This window comes from Variovorax sp. P1_H12_2, from assembly GCF_056405335.1.
The window spans coordinates 1-3,906 of the sequence record NZ_JBFUCI010000518.1 but is presented as its reverse complement, the minus strand read 5'-3'; the positions used below and the strand labels follow the sequence as shown (position 1 = coordinate 3,906).

The 3,906-nt window shown below is 69.1% G+C and carries 4 protein-coding genes; all 4 read left to right on the top strand.

The genetic code is table 11. The features are described from left to right. Positions 1 to 998: ATP-binding protein (locus AC1D2K_RS31470; protein WP_478093954.1), on the top strand; the 998-nt coding region annotated here is incomplete at its 5' end. Next, complete coding sequence (locus AC1D2K_RS31465) at positions 995 to 1,753, top strand: response regulator transcription factor (RefSeq protein ID WP_478093952.1); 759 nt, start codon at positions 995 to 997, stop codon at positions 1,751 to 1,753. The genes AC1D2K_RS31470 and AC1D2K_RS31465, both read left to right, overlap by 4 nt. A gap of 121 nt (positions 1,754 to 1,874) precedes the next feature. Continuing rightward, complete coding sequence (locus AC1D2K_RS31460) at positions 1,875 to 2,183, top strand: DUF485 domain-containing protein (RefSeq protein ID WP_442284308.1); 309 nt, start codon at positions 1,875 to 1,877, stop codon at positions 2,181 to 2,183. After that, entirely contained in the window at positions 2,180 to 3,904 is a 1,725-nt protein-coding gene (locus AC1D2K_RS31455; RefSeq protein ID WP_478093949.1) for a cation acetate symporter, read from the top strand. Before AC1D2K_RS31460 ends, AC1D2K_RS31455 begins: the two co-directional genes overlap by 4 nt. Positions 3,905 to 3,906 lie beyond the last annotated feature (2 nt).

The following is a 3,906-nucleotide window of genomic DNA, read 5'->3' as shown; positions in this document are numbered from 1 at the left end:
CGCTTGGCGAGTACGTGCAGCCGGCGCTCGACGCCGCGCGCCGCGGCGCCGACCTGGTGCGGGGCCTGCTGAGCTTCGCGCGGCGCCAGCCGCTGCAGGCGGCGGCGGTGCACGTGGGCGCGCTGGTCGACACCGTCGCCCGATTGGTGCGGCGCTCGCTGCCGGAAACCCTGCGCCTCGACATCGACGTCGGCGAGGTGCCGCTGTGGACCTGGATCGATGCCACGCTGCTCGAGCAGGCGCTGTTGAACCTGGTGCTCAATGCCCGCGACGCCACCGGTCCCGAAGGCCGCATCACGCTGCGTGCGCGCCGCGCCCATCTCGACGCCGCGGAGGCCACTCCGCTGCAGCTGTCCGCGGGCGACTGCGTGTGCATCGAGGTCGAGGACGACGGCGCCGGCATGGATGCCGACACCTTGGCGCACCTGTTCGACCCCTTCTTCACCACCAAGCATCCGGGCCGCGGCACCGGGCTCGGCATGGCGGTGGTCTACGGCTTCATCAAGCAGTCGGGCGGCGCCATCGATGTGCAGAGTGCGCCCGGGCGCGGCACCACGGTCTCGGTGTGGCTGCCGGCCGCCGAACCCTCGCCGGCCGACGGCGCGGCCGACGCCGACGGCGAAGCCGCCGGGCGCCCGGCCGCGTCGATGGGGTTGGCGCTGCTGGTGGATGACGACGCGCAGGTGCGACGCGTGATCCGGCGCAGCCTGCTGGAACTGGGCTATTCGGTGCTGGAAGCCGACGACGGCGCCGCCGCGCTGAGCCTGCTCGAACACACGCCGGACATCGCGCTGCTGCTGTCCGACGTCGTGATGGCGGGCGGCATCGACGGCCGCGCGGTGGCGCGCGCGGCGCGCGAGGGCGGCCGGGCGCGCGCCGTGGTGCTGATGAGCGGCTATGCGCCGGGCGACCTGTCGCTGCAGACGGATTTCCCGATGCTGACCAAGCCCTTCAGCACGGCACAGCTGGCGCAGGCGATCCAGGAGGGCGTGAGATGACCGAGTACCGAAGCGCAGGCCTGACCCACCGTTCGGCCACCGACGAGGCGACACCGCCGTCGCTGGTCTTCGTGGTCGAGGACGACCCGGCCGTGGCCCGGCTGGTGCTCTCCACGCTCGGCGAGTTCGGTTTCAACTGCGAGGGCTTCTCGAACGGCGCGAGCGTGCTTCGGCGGCTGCAGGTCGAGAAGCCCGACCTCTGCATCGTCGACCTCGGCCTGCCCGACATGGACGGCATCGACCTCATGCGGCGCATCACCGCGGCATCGAATGCGGGCGTGCTGATCCTCACGGGCCGCGGCCATCCGGCCGACCGCGTGATGGGGCTGGAACTCGGCGGCGACGACTATGTCACCAAGCCCTTCGAGGCGCGCGAGCTGGTGGCGCGGGTGCGCAGCATCCTGCGACGCCGCAGCCTGGCGCCGGGGCAGGCCACCGGCCAGCGGCGCTACGCCTCCTTCCTGGGCTGGCGCATCGACTGCGCGGCCAACGTGCTGCGCGCGCCCGACGGCACCGAGCACCTGCTGGGCACGGCCGAGACCCAGGTCCTGCGCTGCTTCGTCGAGCGCCCGCACCAGATCCTCACGCGCGAGCAGCTCATGGGCGCGCGCGACCTGCTGCCGACCGACCGCAGCATCGACGTGCGAATTTCGCGCCTGCGCAGAAAGATCGAGCGGGATCCGCACGATCCGGCGATCATCAAGACCGTGTACGGCGCGGGCTACCTGTTCGCGGCGAATGTCAGCTGGGAGTGAAGGGAGTGAACCAGCGGCATTCGCCTCGCATTGCATCGCAATGTGACGAATGATTGCATCGCGCCCCGCACGCGCAGGCCTCATCCCAGAATCATCCCGACCGATGTCCAGGAGACCAATCATGAGCGACCCCGTGGTGGAGAAGATCCAGTCGAACCCCAAGTACCTCGAGCTGCGACGCAAGCGAAACCGCTTCGGCTGGTGGCTCACGGCGCTGATGATGGTGGTGTATTACGGCTACATCGCGCTGATCGCGTTCAACAAGCCCTTCCTCGCGCAGCCGATCGGCGGCGGCGTGACCACCATCGGGATTCCGATCGGGCTCGGCGTGATCGTCTTCACGATCCTGATCACGGCCTTCTACATTCGCCGCGCCAACGGCGAGTTCGATCGCCTCACGGCCGAGATCATTCGCGAGGCCACGCGATGAAAGCCCGCCACCTCACCGTTGCCGCGCTGCTGGGCGGCGCCTGCACCCTGGCCTCGGCGGCCGGTGCCGATCTCGGCCAGGCCGCCAAGCAGCCGACCAACTGGATCGCGATCGCGATGTTCTCGGGCTTCGTGCTGCTGACACTGTGGATCACCAAGTGGGCCGCCTCCAAGACCAAGTCGGCGGCCGACTTCTACACCGCCGGCGGCGGCATCACCGGCTTCCAGAACGGCCTGGCGATCRCCGGCGACTACATGTCGGCGGCTTCCTTCCTCGGCATCTCGGCGGCGGTGATGGCCACCGGCTACGACGGGCTGATCTACTCCATCGGCTTCCTGGTCGGCTGGCCGGTCATCACCTTCCTGATGGCCGAGCGGCTGCGCAACCTGGGCAAGTTCACCTTCGCCGATGTCGCCGGCTACCGCTTCCGGCCCGGACCGATCCGCGCCTTCGCGGCCTCGGGCACGCTGGTGGTGGTGGCCTTCTACCTGATCGCCCAGATGGTGGGCGCCGGCCAGCTGATCAAGCTGCTGTTCGGGCTCGACTACTGGGTGGCGGTGGTGATCGTGGGCGCGCTGATGATGGTCTACGTGCTGTTCGGCGGCATGACCGCCACCACCTGGGTGCAGATCATCAAGGCGGTGCTGCTGCTGGCCGGCGTGAGCTTCATGGCGCTGATGGTGCTGGCGGCCTTCAATTTCAGCCCCGAGGCGCTGTTCGCCAAATCGGTCGAGGTGCGCACGAAGATCGCGGCCAATGGCGGCAAGAGCCCGGCGGAGGCCGCGGCGATAGGGCTCGGCATCATGGGCCCGGGCGGCTTCGTGAAGGACCCGATCTCGGCCATCTCCTTCGGCATCGCGCTGATGTTCGGCACCGCCGGACTGCCGCACATCCTGATGCGCTTCTTCACGGTGCCCGATGCCAAGCAGGCGCGCAAGTCGGTGTTCTGGGCCACCACCTGGATCGGCTACTTCTACCTGCTGATCTTCATCATCGGCTTCGGCGCCATCACACTGGTGCTGACCAACCCCGAGTTCGCCGACGTCGCGACCGGCACCATCAAGGGCGGCGGCGGGGCAGCCAACATGGCGGCGGTGCTGGTGGCCAAGTCGGTCGGCGGCAATGTTTTCTTCGGCTTCATCTCGGCGGTGGCCTTCGCCACCATCCTGGCGGTGGTGGCGGGCCTGACGCTGTCGGGCGCCTCGGCGGTGTCGCACGATGTCTATGCGACGCTGATCAAGAAGGGCAAGGCCGACAGCCGGGCGGAGCTCAAGGTGTCGCGCATCACCACGGTGGCGCTGGGCATCGTCGCGGTGCTGCTGGGCATCGCCTTCGAGAAGCAGAACATCGCCTTCATGGTGTCGCTGGCCTTCGCGGTGGCGGCCTCGGCCAACTTCCCGGTGCTGTTCATGTCGGTGCTCTGGAAGGATTGCACCACGCGCGGCGCGGTCGTCGGCGGCTCGCTGGGGCTGGTGTCCTCGGTGGCGCTGACCATCGTCTCGCCGTCGGTGTGGGAGGCCACGCTGGGCCATCCGGTGGGTTCGGCCTGGTTCCCCTATGCCTCGCCGGCGCTGTTCTCGATGACGCTGGCCTTCGTCGGCATCTGGTTCTTCTCGATCACCGACCGCAGCCGGCAGGCGCAGCAGGAGCGGGCCGCCTTCCCGGCGCAGCAGGTGCGCTCGGAAACCGGACTCGGGGCTTCGGGCGCATCGGGGCATTGATG

What these genes read in the sequence shown, in the direction of transcription:
- AC1D2K_RS31465 (WP_478093952.1), top strand. Translation starts at nt 995, where the DNA reads ATGACCGAGTACCGAAGCGCAGGCCTGACCCACCGTTCGGCCACCGAC.
- AC1D2K_RS31460 (WP_442284308.1), top strand. Translation starts at nt 1,875, where the DNA reads ATGAGCGACCCCGTGGTGGAGAAGATCCAGTCGAACCCCAAGTACCTC.